Here is a 16236-nt window from a genome sequence, read left to right on the forward strand (position 1 = left end):
TACTGAAGGAAGGCTCTACGCTGAATTTGCCGGATGGCGGCGTAAACGCCTTATCCAGCATACCGTATTACGTATGGTAAGCCCGGTGGCGTGCAACGCCAGCAGGCCTTAACGCTTTGCGCCATCAGGCAATTTATCGCAAGTGAGCTTCAGGAAAACGTATAACGATAAGGAGAACCTGACGCCGTGTTAACTTTGCTCCATCTACTTTCTGCCGTTGCGCTGTTGGTATGGGGAACACATATCGTTCGTACTGGCGTAATGCGCGTGTTTGGCGCGCGTCTACGCACTGTCCTCAGCCGCAGCGTGGAAAAGAAACCGCTCGCCTTTTGTGCGGGTATCGGTGTTACCGCGCTGGTACAAAGCAGTAACGCCACCACTTTATTGGTAACGTCGTTTGTCGCCCAGGATCTTGTCGCCCTGACGCCAGCTCTGGTGATTGTGCTGGGCGCTGATGTGGGTACTGCGCTAATGGCGCGTATTCTCACCTTTGATTTGTCGTGGCTGTCGCCGCTGCTGATTTTTATTGGCGTGATTTTCTTTTTGGGACGTAAGCAGTCCCGTGCCGGGCAGCTTGGTCGCGTCGGTATCGGGCTTGGCCTGATTCTACTGGCGCTGGAGCTGATTGTGCAGGCGGTGACGCCGATCACTCAGGCTAATGGCGTGCAGGTCATTTTCGCGTCGCTGACGGGCGACATTATGCTGGATGCGCTGATTGGCGCGATGTTCGCTATTATCAGTTATTCCAGCCTGGCGGCGGTGTTGCTGACGGCGACCCTGACGGCGGCGGGGATTATATCGTTCCCGGTGGCGTTGTGCCTGGTCATCGGCGCCAATCTGGGATCGGGGCTGCTGGCGATGCTCAATAACAGCGCCGCCAATGCTGCCGCGCGTCGCGTAGCGCTCGGCAGCCTATTGTTCAAATTGATCGGCAGCCTGGTCATCCTGCCGTTTGTCCATCCGCTGGCGAATCTGATGGATGAGCTATCGCTACCGAAATCAGAGCTGGTGATCTATTTCCACGTTTTCTATAACCTGGTGCGCTGCCTGGCGATGGTGCCATTTGCCGAGCTGATGGCGCGTTTTTGTAAACGAATTATTCGTGATGAGCCTGAACTGGATACCCATCTGAAGCCGAAACATCTGGATGTCAGCGCGCTGGATACGCCAACGCTGGCGCTGGCCAATGCTGCCCGCGAGGTGTTGCGCATTGGCGATGCGATGGAACAGATGATGGAAGGGCTAAAAAAGGTCATGCACGGCGAGCCGCGTGAAGAGAAAGCGCTGCGCAAGCTGGCGGATGACGTTAACGTGCTCTACACCGCGATTAAGCTTTATCTGGCGCGAATGCCAAAAGACGAGCTGGCGGCGGAGGAGTCCCGCCGGTGGGCGGAGATTATTGAGATGGCCCTGAACCTCGAACAGGCGTCGGATATTATCGAGCGAATGGGCAGTGAGATTGCCGACAAGTCGCTGGCGGCGCGTCGGGCATTTTCAGAAGAAGGATTGAAAGAGCTGGATGCGCTTTACGATCAACTGCTCAGTAATCTGCAACTGGCGATGTCGGTCTTTTTCTCCGGCGATGTCACCAGCGCCCGTCGGTTGCGCCGCAGTAAACATCGCTTCCGTATACTTAATCGCCGATACTCACATGCGCATGTCGACCGCCTGCACCAGCAGAACGTGCAAAGCATTGAAACCAGCTCGCTCCATTTAGGGCTGCTGGGCGATATGAAGCGTCTTAACTCACTGTTCTGTTCGGTCGCCTATAGCGTACTGGAACAGCCGGATCAGGACGAGGAACGGGGCGAGTATTAAGTGAAATGCCGGATGGCGGGGCCTACGGAGAACATGCGCGTAGGCCCGTCATTCGGCATTCAATATGGCCTGGGATTAAAAGCGATGACCCGCTTCCAGCGCCACGGCCTCTTCGCCCGCTTTAAACACCCAGGTGGTATTCGGGCCGCCGAGAACCGCCTGGCCGTTGCTCACCTGAATCCAGTTACCTTCCGGCAAACCAATCACTGTCAGTTCCGGCGCGACCACCAGCAGTTCGCGAATACGCTGCTCGCGGGTCTCGCCCTTATGACCTTCCGGCAAGGCGTTAGTGAAGTGAGGATTAATTTGCAGCGGGAACAGATCCAGCGCGTCGAAACCGTTTGGATCGACGATCGGCATATCGTTGGTCGTGCGGATAGTCGGGCAGGCAAGGTTGGCGCCCGCGCTCCAGCCGATATACAGCGCGCCGCGTTTTACCCTGTCCGCCATCGGCGCCAGCAGCCCGCGTTCACGCGATTCTTTCAGTAGCTGGAAGGTATTTCCGCCGCCGACAATAATGATTTCCGCTTTCTCAATCGCCGCAAGCGGATCGGCGACACGATGAATCCCTGTGACGTTTACCCCTAATGGCGCAAGCACCTCTGCGGTTTTATCCGTGTACTCGTCCCATGTTTGCGTGACGCCGGCAAACGGAATAAACACGGCTGAGCGTCGACCGTTCAATTGATTCGCTATCAGCGGCAGAGCGTGTTCCAGCCAGGCCTTACCCGGCAGCGTCGAGTTACTTAATAAAAGCAGTTCCATTACTTCTCCACCTCATCAGGAAATGTCAAAACGTAATAATGCTACCATTATCCATTTAATGTCTTACTGATATGGCTCATGATGTTACGCGTGTCACAGGCAAAGCGCGGTCGCTAAAAGTGACGACAGGCCAGATCTGCCATCTGGTATCGCCTGAAAAATTACAGGTATAATCCGCAAAATTATTTAACACGTTTAGAGACGAAAATGGCAAAACTGACCTTACAAGAGCAACTGCTACAAGCGGGATTAGTGACCAGCAAAAAAATGGCCAAAGTCCAGCGCACGGCTAAAAAATCACGCGTTCAGGCTCGTGAGGCCAGAGAGGCGGTGGAAGAAAATAAAAAGGCGCAACTTGAGCGTGATAAACAACTCAGTGAACAGCAAAAACAAGCGGTTTTAGCGAAAGAGTTTAAAGCTCAGGTTAAGCAACTTATTGAAATGAATAGAATCAATGTATCTAAAGGCGATATTGGTTTTAACTTCACCGATAATAACGTCATCAAAAAAATAGACGTGGATAAGCTCACTCAGACGCAACTGATTAATGGGCGTCTCGCGATTGCGCGTCTGGTTATCAATAACAGCGGTGAATGTGAATATGCGATTATTCCCGCGAGCGTCGCCGATAAAATCGCACAACGAGATGCGGACAGTATTGTCGTAAACAGTGCGCTGAGTCAGGAAGAGCAGGACGAAGATGATCCGTATGCCGATTTTAAAGTTCCCGACGATTTGATGTGGTAAGTCACATTCCCGACGTTTATGTAGAAAAATTTCTCAGAGAGTAAATATGCTGACCGACACATCTACCCGGCTTAATAAATATATCAGTGAAAGCGGCATCTGTTCGCGTCGCGAGGCGGACCGTTTTATCGAACAGGGCAATGTCTTTATCAACGGCAAACGCGCCGCCATTGGCGATCAGGTAGTCGCAGGGGATATTGTTAAAGTAAATGGTCGGTTGATTGAGCCGCGAGAAGCGGATGATTTAGTGCTGATTGCGCTGAATAAACCGGTTGGCATTGTCAGTACCACTGAAGACGGCGAACGCGACAATATTGTCGATTTTGTGAACCACAGCAAACGTATCTTCCCGATTGGTCGTCTGGATAAAGACTCGCAGGGGCTGATATTTCTGACTAACCACGGCGATCTGGTCAATAAGATTCTGCGTGCCGGTAACGATCACGAAAAAGAGTATCTGGTGACGGTGGATAAACCGATTACCGACGAGTTTATTCGTGGTATGGGCGCTGGCGTGCCGATTCTGGGTACCGTCACCAAAAAATGTAAGGTGAAAAAAGAGGCGCCGTTTGTCTTTCGCATTACCCTGGTGCAGGGATTAAACCGTCAGATCCGTCGTATGTGTGAATACTTTGGTTATGAAGTGACGAAACTGGAGCGTACGCGCATTATGAACGTCAGCCTGAGCGGGATTCCGCTGGGCGAGTGGCGCGATCTGACGGACGATGAGCTGATCGATCTGTTTAAATTGATTGAGCGTTCCTCTTCCGAAGCCAAACCAAAGGCCAAAGCGAAGCCGAAGACCACGGGTATTAAGCGACCGGTCGTGGCGATCGAAAAAAGCAATGAGAAAGCGCGCCCGACATCAAGCGGTAAGCGCTTTACCTCGCCGGGACGAAAGAAGAAAGGACGTTAACGTCTGCCGCGCGTCGGCGTATTCGCCGACCAGGAGAATGACGCTTCCGTATCGGGTTTATACGCCTGCTTCTTCTTCAACTGGCGGGCTTTTTTCGCTTCAGCCTCACGCAGCGCCATCAGCTTATCGATGTACTCCTTTTTTACGCTGTTGGTCTCAGAATTGGTCAGCGGACGACCGTGTGCAATACGGGCGCGGTCCAGCAACGTTTTCAGTTCGCGCTGTTCGCGCTCGGTCATCTCTTTTTGGGTAATGCGGGGGAGTGCCATACGGGTGCCCTCAGTTAGCCGATGCATTTAGTCTACGGCAATACGCAACGGGCGGATAGCGTGTAAGCCGGGTAAGCTTGCGCCACCCGGCAATATTTTAATTTACCTTTGCCGTTTCGCCCGATTTTTCAACAATCGGTTTCCCGGACCAGTAACCAGCCAGTAGTGACCCTGAAAGGTTGTGCCACACTGAGAACAGCGCGCCAGGCAGCGCTGCGAGCGGGCCAAAGTAGATTTTACCCAATGCAGCAGCAAGACCAGAGTTCTGCATCCCGACTTCGATCGCCAGCGTTCGACAGGTTGACTCATCAAAACCGAACAGACGTCCACCCCAGTAGCCGCCAAGCAGGCCAAGGGTGTTATGCAGGATCACCGCGATGATCACCATAAAGCCGACGGAGGCGATATGTGAAGCTGAACCCGCGACCACCGCGCTGATGATTGCCAAAATGCACACCATCGAGAATGCTGGCAGATAAGGTTTTACCACTTTCACTACGCGCGGAAACAGATGGTGAATCACCAACCCCAGCGTGATTGGAATGACCACAATCTGTAGAATGCTCAGCAGCATACCCATCACGTCGACTTGAATATGGGCATCGACGTACAGGCGCGTGAGTAGTGGTGTGGCGACCACGCCGACCAGCGTGGAGACCGATGAAATGGTGACTGAGAGCGCGACGTCTCCCTTCGCCAGATAGATCATTACGTTAGAGGCGGTGCCGCTGGCTACGCTACCGACCAGTACCATCCCGGCGGACAGATCTGGCGGCATCTTAAACAGCAACGCCAGCAGCCATGCCGCGAGCGGCATTACCAGATAGTGCAGGAATATCCCTGCGGCGACAGGGGCTGGTCGGGAGAGCACGCGTTTAAAGTCGTCAACGTTAAGATGGACCCCCATACCGAACATAATCAACATCAGTAGTGTCGCGACCCACGGCCCAACAGGAGTAAAGGTGGATGGTGTGTAATACGCAGTGAGAGAGAGCAGCAGCGCCCATAACGGGAACAGCCGGGTAATGACGGCGAGCATGTTGTTTTCCTTGCAAGTATGTTGTGTTTGTTATCAACGGGTCAGGATCGAGCCAGACCATAGTTATTGTTTATCGCGTGAAGGAAGATTATTCAAACAAATTACGCTCATGATCCAGTGTGGGCACGTGGCAGGCTGGATGACGCGCCTGCGTCGCCATCCGGCAACGTATCGCCCGATGGCGCTTACGCTACCGTATTAGAAATATATAGAGGTTCTGGTGGCGTAAAGAAAAGCGCCGGCATTGAAGAGAAGGAAGCTTTAACGCAGTGATAACTTATATTGTTTCACTTTGCTTTGGATTGTGTTTTTTAAACTAAAGTAAGGCACCCAGGGCAATGCTGTGTTCCAGGGGCGAGGGGAACCATGAAAACAGACTATGCTTGCTCCGTCAGGTAATTTTCCATTACCTGTCCCATCGTATAGTTCAGGGTTAAAACCAATCATTTTTGGTGTTGCTATATTAGCTTTGTAACTAATAATTCTTCCGGGTAAGATGTTTTGCCATCTTTCAGCATCTTGACATATTCTGCCGATAAATCCTTGATCGCCATGATAGGGTGGGGTTCTTATGGCATTGATTTCCTTTTCAGGATTTTTCATAAATTCATCCCACACATTTTTTTTTGCGGGTGCAGGAATAAACATAATACCTGTTGCTGGCGCAACTGAAGCACCATGCTGAGAAAAGTCATTAAGTAATGTTATTTTTTTCATAGTTGTCAGAGGAGTAATATCTCCCACAATAACGCTATCTATATCAATATAGAGAATATCCTCATTACCAAGAACAGGATGCAGTGGATTGAAAAGTTCTAGTTTTGCCCACCATCCTGGCCAATCATACAAAAGAGGCGCTGTATTTACCCCTTTTATCTTTAGCGCATCTGTTAAACAAACAGAATCATAACCTTTGAGCTGCTTATGTAACCATTGAGCATGTTTTGTGGTGAAGTCTTTGCTTTGTCTGAGCACAGAAACAATAATCATTATATTCCCCGGTGAATATTAGGTGATTTTAGCCATGTTCCACTATATTTAATGTGCTTTATATTGCAACAAAATTAGTGTTCATATGGTTATCGAAGTTTTATTACATTCAAGATGTGAATGTAATTTATTTGTTTATAATGTTATTAATATATGTAATGTAAGTTGATAAATGTTTTAATGATTGTTTTGTCTTTTATATTTTCATGGGGATATATAAAATAAGAGTTGGGATGGGAGTGATCTTATTTCCCCTTTTTACTGCTCCCAGCTCTATATCAATTCCAAATTTGGAATTTAGCTTGCGATTAATCCATAATCCAGTTTTTTTCTGTTTTTTTGAACCATAGATATACATCTCATTTGCCAGACGCCACCAAAATAAAAAAATTACGACGGCGATTGTTATTGGCCTGCATAAGTAATCGATATAATAAAAATTCATTACTGCGAATAATCTCATGTCGCCAGTATTCCCGTAATCCATTTCCTTTTTTAGATATGGAAAATAATAAGCAATGTAAGAGTTTGATTTTTTCTTCCTCCAATGAAGAAAGCTATCTTGTTAAATAAGTGTTATTATCGTAGGGGGTTCACGTATCAATTGGTAAAAATACTATAAGATGGTTTTTTATAATACTTCATTTGCTATGCAAACTGAACATTTGATGCTAACAAATAATAAAGGGTATTATTTTAATTCAACACCGCCGGGCTTTATACCCGGCGAGAGATTCAACAATCGTATTGCCAGCTACTGACTAAGGCATAAAGGTGGCTGGGGGAGTAGCGCCAGCTATCGTTTAGTCCGAGAAATTCAGCGCAAAACTCGCTGCAAAACAGTCTATCTTTGCGCTCCCGGTTATACAGCGCGATACCGAGCGCGCCCTGCCAGTCATAGCGTTTGCCGTTATGTTTGCGGAAAAAGACTTCCACTTCCGGCAACGTGGCCTTTAACGGTAGCTTATCCCACTTATCGTCCGGTAACGGTATTATCTTTCCCCGCACGCCGCGATCGCGAAACGACGCGGAGTAGCAGAGGTATTCATTACCGCCGTGCGCCACCGCCAGTTCACAGTGAGAGTAGATACCGCGCGTGACTTTGCGCGTGAGCCAGTCGGCAAACCTGGCGATGCCGCGATGCTCCGATCGCCCCTTATAGCAGGCGAGCCAGACGGTGGTTTGACTCATGGTTGCCAGCCTGTGGAGTAGTCGTAATCCAGCACCGCTTCGATATCCTCCAGCGCCTCCACCGCCGCAATATGCCGCTGCGCGTTGGCAAACAGGCGCATATCGTGATCCATAGTGACGGTTTCAAACTGCGCGGCGATGTCGTTGGTCAGTTCAATCAAACCGTTATTTTTGGCCTGCCACATTAACCCTGCCGGAATCTGCTGTGCCTGACCCATTCTGGTGAGTGACATTTGCTGAATACGGCTGTTAGCATCGCTGTGGAAATGGTTGCCGTCGATAACGATATAATCGGCGGTAACATCATCACGGTGAGCTTTGATTGCCTGTATAACTTGTGCTTTTACACTTTCAAGTGCTGAGACAAATAACGCTTCGTCATATACCCACTCGTTTCCCTGTAATCGGTAAAATTTTCCGGGTGGCGGTGTAGTAATAAATTCAAGAGGGTTAAGGCACACCCAACAATTTTTATCTCTTAGTCGCCACTGCTCATCATCTATAGAAATTACTGAGTCAGGTAACACTACGTTTAATGAAGAAGTATCAATCCAGTCTATAACCTCAAAGGTTGCCGGATGGTAATATGCATATTGAGTCATATATTCACCATGAGATTTTTACAAAACCGCTAGAACCGCGTCCACCAGCGTATCCTGATAAGGCTATATTTAAGCTGTTAACCGACGCTCCACCACCACCTCCAGCTCCGTAGCCACTCGCATTGCTTCCGTTAGATAAAACTGCGCCAGTTCCTCCTTTCCCAAAGAAAGTAGTTTCAGCATTACCACCTGATATAGAGTCCAACTGGTTAAAACCGCTTAAAGGTATTCTTGACTGAACAATGCCTCCCGCTCCTCCTGCCCCCCCGTTGGCGACAACATCTATAAAAATTGAGTTTCCACCGTTGATCCCAGAATTCCCAGCCTGTCCTACTTGCACCACGTTTCCAGTAGGGTTGCTATTAGGTAATACACCACCAGCCCCACTAGCGCCCCCAGCCCCCACGGTTACTGGATAATTATTTCCCGCAATAACGGGGACAATAGCAATCTCTGGCTCTCCACTTTTGCCAGCATTACCACCTGAACAATAGAGAAGACCATCTGTATTACTCGTATGCCCTCCACCTCCACCACCTCCACCGCCTCCTAACATTTCCACAAAGACCTGAGTCACCCCATCAGGTACCGTAAACGTACCGTTAGCCGTAAAAAACTGATAATGGGAATGATTAGCCGGAGCCGCTGCGCTCGCCTTGTCATACGCCGCCTTTACCGCGCTCGGCGTCGCCGCCTCCGTCGTACTGGTGCTGTCGGTGGCGTTATTAAGCTTCACGATCCCTTTTTGCGTCAGCGTACCGTCCGGGGCGCCGGTGATCTGCCCCCAAGCGTGTGTATGCCTAGCCGGAGCCGCCGCACTCGCCTTATCCATCGCCGCCTTGACCGCACTGGGCGTTGCCGCTTCGGTGGTGCTGGTGCTATCGGTGGCGTTATTAAGCTTCACAATCCCTTTTTGCGCCAGCGTGCCGTCCGGGACGCCGGTAACCTGGTTCCAGACGTGAGTATGGTTCGCCGGAGCTGCCGCATTCGCCTTATCCATCGCCGCCTTTACCGCGCTCGGCGTTGCCGCTTCCGTTGTGCTGGTGCTGTCCGTCGCACTGTTAAGCTTAACAATCCCCTTTTGCGTCAGCGTACCGTCCGGAACGCCGGTAATCTGGTTCCAGGTATGCGTGTGATTACGCGCTTCCGCCATCGCCGCTTTTACCGCCTTTGGCGTAGCCGCTTTGGTTTCGTCATCGCTGTCGGTGGCGTTACTGAGCTGCGTAAAGCCTTTCTGCGTTAATGTCGCATCCGGGTGATTTGTCGAATGTTCATGCTCGTCCAGCCGGGTATCCACATAGTCGCGCGTCGCCAGCACGATGCTCGGATCGACCGTCAGCGTCACCGCCGTGGTGTTGGAGACTTCCATAATCAGGCGGATACAAACCTGCTTGCCACAGCCGCCCGGCAGCAGCGGTTTGTACGACTCAGGGAATTTGCCGATGGCGATCAGCTCGCCCTCGTCGTCGAACACGCCCACTTCACGCACATACCAGCCGCCAACGTCCTCCGGCAGCACCAGTTCGGCAATCAGCCAGTTGGGATTATTCGGCGCAACCGTCAGCGTATTCATCTCGCCGCGCCAGACTTCGTGGCGTAATTTGGTCTGGCTGGCGATCGGTTCATAATATTGCCCACCACCGTCGCCAACCGCCATCTTTTGCAGATGTAGCTGTTTTTTATCCGCAAGGGCGCTGGCGATTTTCGCCATTCCCCTGTCGGTCAGGAGGGTATAAAACTCATTATCCATAATTACTCCGGGTAAATAGATGTAATTTCAAGGCTCCATTGCCCTGTACCGAAATAGATCGGTTTAGTTTGTTGAACTTCCAGAACCTGGAAGGGTAAGACGGTCGTTATTTCTCCACCGTAAAGCGCGCTGCCAATAACAGGAATAGCGCTTTGGTTAATTATCCAGACAATTAACGCTTCCAGTTTTGAACGCACGTTCTTATATTCATGAATAAGATCGACCAGATTATTAAACAGATTTTCATCCATGCCCTGGTTGATTAGCTTAATTTCAACCTTGAAGAAATAAGCCTTACCGCCATACTCAAACCATTCGGAAATCGTGCCGGGTAAGGATAATATTTCCAGTACGCGGCGAACGGCCCAGGGGGTTCCTTTATATTTATGCAGTTCAATCGCCTGCTTAATTAACTCTCGTTTCTCCTGTTCATTGGCAGCAAATAGCCAGCCTTCGAGCCCCTGTACATGAAACTGTTCGGCCAACGAGGGCAATGCCGAGGCATCAACGATATCCACCAGATAGACCAGCAACGCCGTCAGGTCGATTTGCGCGAAACGTTCGGCGGCAATGTTCGCCAGAATTGAGAAACGTTCGTCGCTGGCCAGCGGCGGCGGCAGAAGCAGTTTATCCATCGCTGACTCCGGCAATCGTCACGTCAATAGCCGTACATTCCGCCCATTCGTGCGCCTGCAATACCTTTTTCGCGGGCATATCCAGCGCGACGTCGTAAACGCCATCCACTTGTAGCACTTTAATTATCTGGTTTGGCACAATGTCCTGGCCCAGCCGGGTCTGGCGCGAGCGCGTCCATGTATTAATCGCTTCACGCGCGGCGGCAAGCGTCGTCTCCTGATCGGCGGTGGTAAACAGCGTCAGCCGGGCGCTGATCTGATAAGCCACGCGCGGAGAACATTTAGCGCTCACCTTATCGGTTAGCGGGCGCTTTTTCTCTTTGCTCACCTCCCGTTCGATCTGGGCAAGAAGCTCCGGCCCCGGCAGACCGTTCAGGGTCAGCGGATAGAGTTCCACGCAGCCTTCCGCCAGCCCTTCATCCGGCCCCAGTACCGCCACGTCGATAATCGACTGGCTGACCGAGAGCGTATGGAAGCGATAGGCGCCATAGCTGCCCGCGTTGCTGAAACTTTCCGGCGCTAGCTGGATGCGTTTACGTAGCGCGTCGTCGTTCTCTTCGCCGCAGCCGCCACTTGAGGCCGTCAGATTGGTGACGCTGATATCGTAATTGCCCACGCGGTCTACCAGCGCGCTGATTTGCGCAGGCTGCCAGTTGTTGCCGGGTTCACCGGTCACTACACAGGTTGCAGTTACCGCAACGCTCAGGCTGCCCGCAGGCAACAGAACATCTTCGTCGGTGGCGAACATCACGCTATCCGACGCGCTGGCGCGGGTACCCTGTGGAATCACCAGGTTACTTTTAGCCGCTTGAGTAACAGAAAACTGCAGCGTGGTTTTTGCCGCCTGAGCGGGCAGACGGTGAACGCCAACCAGCTCGCCTAAATAATCCAGCATCGGCGCACGGGAATACGCGACCAGGTTTTGCTTCGCTGCCTCCTGGATGGCGATGCGGACAAGGTTTTCACGATAAGCAAACAGGTCAATGAGCAGCCGCTCAGCCTGCGCCGGGTAGAGTTTTTTACCGCTGGCTTCTTCATATTGCGCAATCATCTCGCTGGTGATTTGCGCGGGGTCGCGGTCAATAAAGTCGGGTTCGGCTATCGCCATAACACCTCCGTTGAGTTAATTACGCCGTCTGCGGCGCGCCATTGCACGCGTAACGTCAGGTGTTCGCCGTCAATCGTCGGCGTCACCTTCAGCAACCGGCAGCGAGGTTCCCACATGCGAATCGCTTCCACCGATTCGCGAACAACGTGCGGAATGGCCCGCTCGATCGGGTAATCGATGTAGCGCCACAGATTGCTGCCAAAAAGCGGCCTGTGGGGATCGCTGCCGCGCGGCGTGCGCAGAATGATGTGTATTGCCTGATGAATATCATCCAGCCCGCAGACGTATTCTTCAGGACGTTGCAAGGCAGGTTGCCAGTGCAGGGTCGAGGGTCGTGTTTTCGTGTTCATGAGGCTATTTTCGCCTTCCGGCGGGGGGAGAGATATTAAAGCGCTTTAAGGAAATAATTGATGGCGGGGTCAGAATGTGTTTTGCCCGGTGGCGCTTCTGCGCTTACCGGGCCTGTGTTGATGCACATTTTGTTAAATGGCGAAGATCGCGTTTTACGTAAAGTTAAAATGAAATTGCTGTAATTTCACCTTTGTCTACAGAAGCGTAGTACCAGAATTCATCATTGATTTCTGCGTGCTTCATTTTCTCAACTGGAATCGTTTTCTGCCGTCCATTAACCGAGAGTGTGATCGAACCCGTTAGCTGCTCCCGGCTGATAATAGCGAAATCCCCGCGGGTGTTGCTATAAGCCGTCGTTTCATTGGAAAGGCTGTGCTTCGCTCCATTAGCGATTACAGAATAATCAAAATTGACTTTCTTTTTGAAAATAGCTTGTACATGATAATACTCGCCGTAAACAGCAGGATCATGGAATAAACCAAAATGACCACCGCTATTTTGCAACTTGACGAAATAATAGTCAGGGATGATAAACTTCTGTTTACCTGCCGCTATTTCTTTAGTAATGATTTTTTGTCTTACGATTTCCTGTCCGGCCGTTTTTTTATAACCGTTAAGCATCAATGAATAGGACCAAAGGAATACGATACCACAGAGAACAGTCACGGCAGTTACGCCGACGACTCCAGCCTTAACGCCGCTTTTCAACAGGGCGTAAGCGATGAAGGAGATAGCTAAAAGGAAAAACATAAACGTACCGTTCATAACCCGATCGGGGTAGGACGGCGACGCGAACATGATTAAGGAAGTGCCAATACCTATACATACGACTAACGCAGCGCAGATAAGGGACGTTTTATCAATTTTGGCGCGAATCTGCTTATTGAATATGACCAGTAAGACCAGCAATAACAAAACAACATAAGCTATCCAGATCAGCGCCAGATGGTTATGAACGCGTTCTGTTAAGTGAATGAAAATACGTTCAAAAATCGGCCTTCCATACCAGAATTCTTTGCCGCTGGCGCGGATGAAATTGCCCGGAGAAAGTATCAATACGCATGAACCTGCGATTGCACAGAGACTATAAACTATCTTATTGCGCGAAACAGATTTGTTTTGCCATAACTCGTATGCAATGGCCAGAACAGAAATAAGCGAGACGAAAGGTGAGACGCTTTCATTGGAACAGCCTGCCATAAAGCTTAGTAATGCAACCCACGGGCTGATCGCTTTACTGTTTTTTATTGTTATGGTGTAAAAGAAGAACAGCCATGCAACAACGAACAGATTCGTCCACAAATAATTCGCAGCACCAACGATCCAGAAAGTGGTTTGACCCAAATTCGGGTTCGAAATCCAGTAAGTGAAGAATATTAGTGGGAATAATAAGTAGTCGGATTTATTCCAGCGTAATGTACCTGAGGGTGTCTTCACAATGAAATAACAAAATACCAGTGTCGAAACGGCTGCGCTGATGGAATACACGAGTTGAGAACGTGTATACAGGATGAGTGCGCTGGTGTAATCAGCTATAATCCTGCCACTCCATGTCATATAATGATGAAAATGTGATTCCGGCGAAATTCCTAAAAGGTAATAGCGGTAATCATCAGAGTGAATAGGGGTATACCATTCAATAAGAAAAATGGCCAAAAAAGCCAGTAGTATCATCGCCGTTTTCGGTAATATCTTGAGCATAGTGTTCATTATTCCATCATTGTTTTTTTGTTTTTCACGATATAGCGGGGTCTTTGCTTCACCTCCGTGTAAACGCGTCCGATATATTCACCCATGATGCCTATGCCGATAAGCTGGATGCCGCCTAAGAAGAGAATCGCGGTCATAAGCGAAGGATAACCAGGAACAGGGTTTCCCCACATCAATTTATCAATGATCATCCACATGGCATATATCAGGGAGAGGGCAGAAACGCTCACTCCTATATACATCCAGATACGCAAAGGGAAAGTAGAAAAACTTGTAATCCCCTCCAGCGCCAGGTTCCAGAGTTTCCAGCCATTAAATTTTGAGTTACCTGCGACACGTTCAGCACGGGCATATTCGACCACATCTGTTTGACCTCCAACCCATGAAAGTATACCTTTCATGAAAAGGTTACGTTCTGGTAATAGCTTGATATTTTCTACAATCTCGCGCGACATCAATCGAAAATCACCGACATTCTCTTCAATCTTTGGCGTACTGATTTTGTTATGCAGCCTGTAGAACCACTCAGCGCTTTTACGCTTCAGGTGGCCATCCGTTGAACGATCGATACGCTTAGCCAGCACCATTTCTGCACCAGCCTGCCATTTATTGATCAAATGTGGGATTACTTCGATGGGATCTTGTAAATCAACATCGATAGGGATCACCACATCTCCGGTCGCGTGATCTAATCCGGCAAAAAGTGCAGGTTCTTTACCAAAATTGCGGGTAAATGAGATCGGAACAACAAGAGGATCGGCAACAGCTAATGCGCTGATGATTGATTCAGTCGCATCGTGACTCCCATCATTAACGAAGATAATCTCAACGTTATAAGGTTTAAGTGAACTGTATTCTCTGACCGTTTTATAGAAAATAGGGATCGCGTCCTCTTCATTAAAGACGGGAACCACTAATGAAATTTTCATTTCTCATTCCTGAAAACAATGAATCTGGAATATAAAAATCCGCAAATAAGGCTAATTGCGGAAAATACAATGAGCGTAAAAATGGGAGGCATAGCACACTTGTCGCCTGTCCATCCCACGACGGCGCTCAGCACGCCCATAAAACCGACGTACAGCAAATAACGTCCGGTTGATACGCTGGCTCCAAAGGTAAACCGGGCGTTAGCGAAAAAACTAAAACTGACAGCGACAGCAAAGCCCGCTACGTTTGCCAAAGCCTGACTTGTTTGAAATCCATAGACGCAAAGGGCAAAGATAGCCCAATGCAAAGCAGTATTAAGTACGCCTATCGAAACGTACTTTATAAATAATTTTATCATTATAGCAATCAAGAAGTTGTAATTCAGCGAAGTCTACCAGACAAAACTGAGAGGATCATTCCTGAACAGCAGATTTTATGTAAACAGGGCGAAGTTAAAGTAAAAAATAACGCTAGTTTTCCAATATACATATATGCAATATTTGCAGCGCAAAGTGATTACATTTTCATCGGAAATAGCGCGCGAAAAGGGACTAATCACGTTGCGCTGAAAATAAATATCCTCCAGCAATTTGCCCGGTGGCGCTTCTGCGCTTACCGGGCCGGTGTTTATGCACCTTTTGCAGGCTGGATAAGGCGAAGCCACCATCCAGCAGCAATTTGCAGGTTAGTGAGAGTGGTGGTTAGAGTTGCCGCCGTTGTCCATCAGCGTGCCGCTGGCGTTAACGTTGCCGAGGACATTCACGTTGCCCGTAATCACCGCGCTGTTTCCGACGCCGCCGCTGCCTGCCATACCGCCAAGCCAGGTGAGTTTTTTCATCACGGTAACGTCGCCGGTAAAGGTGCTGAGCGGCGCATCGACGGTGACATTCAGCGCTTTAATGCCCGTATGGGGCGCTTCCACGTTGACATCTACCGCCTTGACGCCCACGGAGGTGGCCGCCACGTCTACGGTTTCTGATATCACCGTGACGTGCTGCGCCCTGACCTCTACTTGCGGTGAAGTAAGCTGCGTATGTTCCTTCACTTCAATGACGATTTTTTCTATGCCGCCGTTGACGGTGAGCTGGTGTAACGCACGGTCATATTCAAAGGCCGCGCCGTCGGAAAACTGCACGTAGCGCTTGTCGCGCGAGGCCAGCGGCGCGGTATCCACGCTGGAGTAGACCGCGCCCAGCACCACCCCATCCTCGCCGTTGTCGTCGAGCGAAACTTCCACCTGTTCGCCAATATCCGGCAACCAGTAATCTTTGTTGTCCTGCGTGTTGCGTTGCAGCACCGCAAGCCAGTTACTGCGCAGGTTATCGCACTCCGGTAGAGTGACTCTGACGCGCACGACCGCCTCATCAATATCGCTGATAATACCCGTCTGGCGGGTAACGCCTTTCATATTGCCT

19 protein-coding genes and 17 other annotated features are annotated in these 16236 nt (G+C 49.9%); of the genes, 4 read left to right on the forward strand and 15 right to left on the reverse strand.

The genetic code is table 11. The features are described from left to right. Positions 1 to 169 precede the first annotated feature (169 nt). Positions 170 to 175 (forward strand) — a ribosome-binding site (putative RBS for yjbB; RegulonDB:STMS1H004099). Beyond that, positions 170 to 1818, forward strand: a protein-coding gene (gene yjbB, locus STM4189) for a putative PNaS family transport protein (protein NP_463054.1). Within the gene, positions 187 to 1818 belong to an annotated coding region; the region does not span the whole gene. Its footprint overlaps the feature before it by 6 nt. Positions 1819 to 1893: 75 nt before the next feature. Here the strand turns inward: yjbB and pepE are convergent. Continuing rightward, the gene (pepE, locus tag STM4190; RefSeq protein NP_463055.1) for a (alpha)-aspartyl dipeptidase occupies positions 1894 to 2597 on the reverse strand. Within the gene, positions 1894 to 2583 belong to an annotated coding region; the region does not span the whole gene. Beyond that, positions 2592 to 2597 (reverse strand) — a ribosome-binding site (putative RBS for pepE; RegulonDB:STMS1H004100). It overlaps the preceding gene by 6 nt. Positions 2598 to 2654: 57 nt before the next feature. Between pepE and STM4191 the strand changes: the two genes are divergently transcribed. The 3 genes from STM4191 (at position 2655) to yjbC (ending at position 4246) form a co-directional block, all read left to right on the forward strand. After that, a complete protein-coding gene (locus tag STM4191; RefSeq protein ID NP_463056.1) occupies positions 2655 to 2756 on the forward strand; it encodes a putative cytoplasmic protein in 102 nt (33 codons plus the stop codon). Positions 2757 to 2783: 27 nt separating this feature from the next. Continuing rightward, positions 2784 to 2789, forward strand: a ribosome-binding site (putative RBS for STM4192; RegulonDB:STMS1H004101). Further along, positions 2784 to 3330 (forward strand): putative cytoplasmic protein gene (locus STM4192; protein ID NP_463057.1). Within the gene, positions 2791 to 3330 belong to an annotated coding region; the region does not span the whole gene. (Overlaps the previous feature by 6 nt.) A gap of 34 nt (positions 3331 to 3364) precedes the next feature. Next, positions 3365 to 3370 (forward strand) — a ribosome-binding site (putative RBS for yjbC; RegulonDB:STMS1H004102). Further along, the gene (gene yjbC, locus STM4193) for a putative pseudouridine synthase (protein ID NP_463058.1) occupies positions 3365 to 4246 on the forward strand. Within the gene, positions 3377 to 4246 belong to an annotated coding region; the region does not span the whole gene. Its footprint overlaps the feature before it by 6 nt. Here the strand turns inward: yjbC and yjbD are convergent. The 14 genes from yjbD to STM4207 all read right to left on the reverse strand — a co-directional run bounded on the left by yjbD (position 4243) and on the right by STM4207 (position 16236). Continuing rightward, positions 4243 to 4527, reverse strand: a protein-coding gene (yjbD, locus tag STM4194; RefSeq protein ID NP_463059.1) for a putative cytoplasmic protein. Within the gene, positions 4243 to 4515 belong to an annotated coding region; the region does not span the whole gene. The genes yjbC and yjbD overlap by 4 nt on opposite strands. Next, positions 4522 to 4527 (reverse strand) — a ribosome-binding site (putative RBS for yjbD; RegulonDB:STMS1H004103). Its footprint overlaps the gene before it by 6 nt. A gap of 85 nt (positions 4528 to 4612) precedes the next feature. Beyond that, the gene (locus STM4195; RefSeq protein NP_463060.1) for a putative Na+-dependent transporter occupies positions 4613 to 5561 on the reverse strand. Within the gene, positions 4613 to 5554 belong to an annotated coding region; the region does not span the whole gene. Beyond that, positions 5556 to 5561: a ribosome-binding site (putative RBS for STM4195; RegulonDB:STMS1H004104), on the reverse strand. Its footprint overlaps the gene before it by 6 nt. A gap of 254 nt (positions 5562 to 5815) precedes the next feature. Next, positions 5816 to 6549 (reverse strand): putative cytoplasmic protein gene (locus tag STM4196; protein NP_463061.1). Within the gene, positions 5816 to 6544 belong to an annotated coding region; the region does not span the whole gene. Further along, positions 6544 to 6549, reverse strand: a ribosome-binding site (putative RBS for STM4196; RegulonDB:STMS1H004105). Its footprint overlaps the gene before it by 6 nt. Before the next feature lie 191 nt (positions 6550 to 6740). After that, the gene (locus tag STM4197; RefSeq protein ID NP_463062.1) for a putative inner membrane protein occupies positions 6741 to 7038 on the reverse strand. Within the gene, positions 6741 to 7031 belong to an annotated coding region; the region does not span the whole gene. Then, positions 7033 to 7038 (reverse strand) — a ribosome-binding site (putative RBS for STM4197; RegulonDB:STMS1H004106). Its footprint overlaps the gene before it by 6 nt. A 241-nt stretch (positions 7039 to 7279) precedes the next feature. Next, positions 7280 to 7741, reverse strand: a protein-coding gene (locus STM4198) for a putative cytoplasmic protein (RefSeq protein ID NP_463063.1). Within the gene, positions 7280 to 7735 belong to an annotated coding region; the region does not span the whole gene. After that, positions 7732 to 8342, reverse strand: a protein-coding gene (locus STM4199) for a putative cytoplasmic protein (protein NP_463064.1). Within the gene, positions 7732 to 8337 belong to an annotated coding region; the region does not span the whole gene. The genes STM4198 and STM4199 overlap by 10 nt, the downstream gene beginning before the upstream one ends. Then, positions 7736 to 7741: a ribosome-binding site (putative RBS for STM4198; RegulonDB:STMS1H004107), on the reverse strand. Its footprint overlaps the gene before it by 6 nt. Continuing rightward, positions 8337 to 8342, reverse strand: a ribosome-binding site (putative RBS for STM4199; RegulonDB:STMS1H004108). Its footprint lies within the gene STM4199. Further along, positions 8342 to 10094 (reverse strand): putative phage tail fiber protein H gene (locus tag STM4200; protein NP_463065.1). Within the gene, positions 8342 to 10087 belong to an annotated coding region; the region does not span the whole gene. The genes STM4199 and STM4200 overlap by 1 nt, the downstream gene beginning before the upstream one ends. Continuing rightward, positions 10089 to 10094 (reverse strand) — a ribosome-binding site (putative RBS for STM4200; RegulonDB:STMS1H004109). It overlaps the preceding gene by 6 nt. Continuing rightward, positions 10090 to 10729, reverse strand: a protein-coding gene (locus tag STM4201) for a putative phage tail protein (protein ID NP_463066.1). Within the gene, positions 10090 to 10722 belong to an annotated coding region; the region does not span the whole gene. Before STM4201 ends, STM4200 begins: the two co-directional genes overlap by 5 nt. Continuing rightward, positions 10715 to 11837, reverse strand: a protein-coding gene (locus STM4202; protein NP_463067.1) for a putative phage baseplate protein. Within the gene, positions 10715 to 11830 belong to an annotated coding region; the region does not span the whole gene. The genes STM4201 and STM4202 overlap by 15 nt, the downstream gene beginning before the upstream one ends. After that, positions 10724 to 10729 (reverse strand) — a ribosome-binding site (putative RBS for STM4201; RegulonDB:STMS1H004110). (Overlaps the previous gene by 6 nt.) Continuing rightward, positions 11821 to 12186 (reverse strand): putative phage baseplate protein gene (locus STM4203; RefSeq protein NP_463068.1). Within the gene, positions 11821 to 12180 belong to an annotated coding region; the region does not span the whole gene. Before STM4203 ends, STM4202 begins: the two co-directional genes overlap by 17 nt. Next, positions 11832 to 11837, reverse strand: a ribosome-binding site (putative RBS for STM4202; RegulonDB:STMS1H004111). It overlaps the preceding gene by 6 nt. Further along, positions 12181 to 12186 (reverse strand) — a ribosome-binding site (putative RBS for STM4203; RegulonDB:STMS1H004112). (Lies within the gene STM4203.) Before the next feature lie 157 nt (positions 12187 to 12343). Beyond that, positions 12344 to 13897 (reverse strand): putative inner membrane protein gene (locus STM4204; protein ID NP_463069.1). Within the gene, positions 12344 to 13891 belong to an annotated coding region; the region does not span the whole gene. Continuing rightward, positions 13891 to 14828, reverse strand: a protein-coding gene (locus tag STM4205) for a putative phage glycosyltransferase (protein ID NP_463070.1). Within the gene, positions 13891 to 14820 belong to an annotated coding region; the region does not span the whole gene. The genes STM4204 and STM4205 overlap by 7 nt, the downstream gene beginning before the upstream one ends. Next, positions 13892 to 13897, reverse strand: a ribosome-binding site (putative RBS for STM4204; RegulonDB:STMS1H004113). (Overlaps the previous gene by 6 nt.) After that, positions 14817 to 15179, reverse strand: coding sequence for a putative phage glucose translocase (locus tag STM4206; RefSeq protein NP_463071.1), 363 nt, complete (start codon positions 15177 to 15179; stop codon positions 14817 to 14819). The genes STM4205 and STM4206 overlap by 12 nt, the downstream gene beginning before the upstream one ends. Beyond that, positions 14823 to 14828 (reverse strand) — a ribosome-binding site (putative RBS for STM4205; RegulonDB:STMS1H004114). Its footprint overlaps the gene before it by 6 nt. Positions 15180 to 15506: 327 nt before the next feature. Next, positions 15507 to 16236 (reverse strand): putative phage baseplate component gene (locus STM4207; RefSeq protein NP_463072.1). Within the gene, positions 15507 to 16229 belong to an annotated coding region; the region does not span the whole gene. Beyond that, positions 16231 to 16236 (reverse strand) — a ribosome-binding site (putative RBS for STM4207; RegulonDB:STMS1H004115). It overlaps the preceding gene by 6 nt.

Source organism: Salmonella enterica subsp. enterica serovar Typhimurium str. LT2, assembly GCF_000006945.2.
Taxonomy (GTDB): Bacteria; Pseudomonadota; Gammaproteobacteria; order Enterobacterales; family Enterobacteriaceae; genus Salmonella; species Salmonella enterica.